Raw genomic sequence first — 2,313 nt, 5'->3', positions numbered from 1 at the left:
TGCCGATGGCGCCGGCCACGCCGTTGCCGCCGGCCCCGCCCTGACCGCCGGCGCCGACGTTGCCGCCGGCCCCGCCCTGACCGCCCTGGCCGCCGGAGGCGCCCGCGGTGGTCGGGCTGTAGCCGGCCCCGCCCTGGCCGCCGTTGCCGCCGGAGGTGGGGGCGATGCCGTTGCTGCCCGCGCTCGGGCTGCCCGACCCGGTGCCCACGGCGCCGTGGGCGCCCGCGGTGCCGCGGTTGCCACCGGTGCCGCCGTTGCCGCCGGTGGTGTTGGTGATCGTGCCGTCGGCGCCGCGCCCGCCGGTGCCGCCGGCGCCGCTGTTGCCGCCGTTGCCGGCGCTGCCCGCGGTGCCGGTGGTCGAGCCGGTGCCGCCGTTGCCGCCGGTGCCGCCGGTGCCGCCGTTGCCGCCGTTGGCCCCGGCCCCGCCGGTGCCGCTGTTGGTGCCGGCCACGCCGGCCGCCCCGATTCCGCCCTGCCCGCCGGCGCCCCCGGCCCCGCCGCTGCCGGCGTTGCCACCGGCGCCGCTGGCGGCCTGGGTGCCGGTGCCGCCGAGGGTCTTGCCGCCGACGCCGCCGTTGCCGCCGGAGCCGCCGTTCCCGCCGCCGCCGCCGGTGCCGCCGGCCTGGCCCTGACCCGCGGTGCCGTAGGTGGTGTCCCCGGACACGCCGGCCGCGCCGTTGATCCCGGTGCCGCCCGAGCCGCCGCTGGCGCCGGACCCGCCCGCGCCGCCGATGCCGGCCGTCCCGGAGATCGAGCCGCCGTTGCCGCCTTGGCCGCCCTGGCCGCCGGACCCGCCGGCCTGGCCCGCGCCGCCGCTGTCGCCGGGGTTGACGCCATTGGCGCCGATGGCGCCGGCCACGCCGTTGCCGCCGGCACCGCCCTGGCCGCCGTTGCCGATCGCGCCGCCGTTGCCGCCGGCACCGCCCTGGCCGCCGGACGCCCCGGCCGTGGTCGGGCTGTAGCCCGCGCCGCCGTTGCCGCCGCTGCCGGCCGTGCCGGTGACCGCTGCGCCGCTGGCGCCGCCGGCCGCGCTGCCGCCGCCGCCGTTGGCGCCGCCGGCGCCGCCGCCGCCCGCGACACCGGGGTTGCCGCCGTTGCCGCCGGCGCCGCCGGTGGTGTTGGTGATGGTTCCGGCCGCGCCGTCGCCGCCGCTGCCGGGGGTTCCGGCGGCGCCGCCGTTGCCGCCGACCCCGCCGGTGCCGTTGGTGCCGGTGCCGATGCCGCTGCCGTTGGTGCCGCCGTTGCCGCCGGCGCCGCCGGCGCCGCCTTGGCCGCCGTTGCCGCCGTCGCCGCCGCTCTGGCCGCCGCCGATGCCGGTGCCGTACTTGTTCAGATCGGCGGTGCCGTTGACGCCGGTGATGCCGGCCCCGCCGGCCCCGGCGGCCCCACCTTGGCCGCCGTTGCTGGCCGCGCCGCCGGTGCCGTTGGCGCCGGTGCCGACGCCGTCGCCGTTCGCCCCTCCGACGCCGCCGGCTCCGCCGTCGCCGCCGTTGCCGCCCTGACCGCCGTTGCCGCCGGCATACCCGGCGCCGCTGTTGACCCCGCTGACGCCGTTGGCGCCGCCCGCGCCGATGCCACCGCTGCCCGCGGTCCCCGCGGCACCGCCGCTGCCCGCCGCGCCGCCGCTGCCCGCACTGCCCGGGGTGACGCCGGCGCCCGCGCTGCCCGCGGCGCCACCGGCGCCGCCGTTACCGCCCGCGCCGCCGCTGCCGGCGTTGCCGCCTTGACCGCCCGCGGTGCCCGCACCTTGGGTCGTCGTCCCATTGGCGCCGTTCACGCCGCTGCCGCCCTGACCGCCGCTGCCGCCCGTGCCGCCGGCGCCGCCGCTGCCGGCGTGCGTGCCCGCCCCGGTGGCCGCGCCGCCGGCGCCGCCCGCGCCACCCTTGCCGCCGGCCTGGCCCGTGGTGCCGCTTTCGCCCGGGTTGACGCCGTCATGGCCGACCGCGCCGGCCACGCCGTTGCCGCCGGCCCCGCCCTGGCCGCCGTCGCCGATGTTGCCGCCGGCGCCGCCCTGGCCGCCGTCGCCGCCGTTGGCGCCGGGGGTCGTCGGGCTGTAGCCCGCGCCGCCGTCGCCGCCGCTGCCCGCGATGCCGGTGACCGCGGCGCCGTTGGCGCCACCGGCCGCGCTGCCGCCCCCGCCGTTGGCGCCGCCGGCGCCGCCACCGCCCACCGCGCCGGCGTTGCCGCCGTGGCCGCCGGCGCCGCCGGCGGTGTTGGTGATGGTGCCGGCCGCGCCGTCGCCGCCGCTGCCGGGAGTACCGGCGGCGCCGCCCTTGCCGCCGACCCCGCCGCTGCCGTTGGTGCCGGTGCCGG

Annotated in this window: 1 pseudogene; it reads right to left on the bottom strand. The window is 83.3% G+C overall.

The window, feature by feature from the left end:
• Positions 1-2,313: pseudogene (locus tag AC5Y43_RS24915) on the bottom strand (PE family protein); the annotation flags it as partial.

The organism is Mycobacterium sp. NGS57 (genome assembly GCF_059812405.1).
This window is presented reverse-complemented; position numbering and strand designations above follow the sequence as displayed.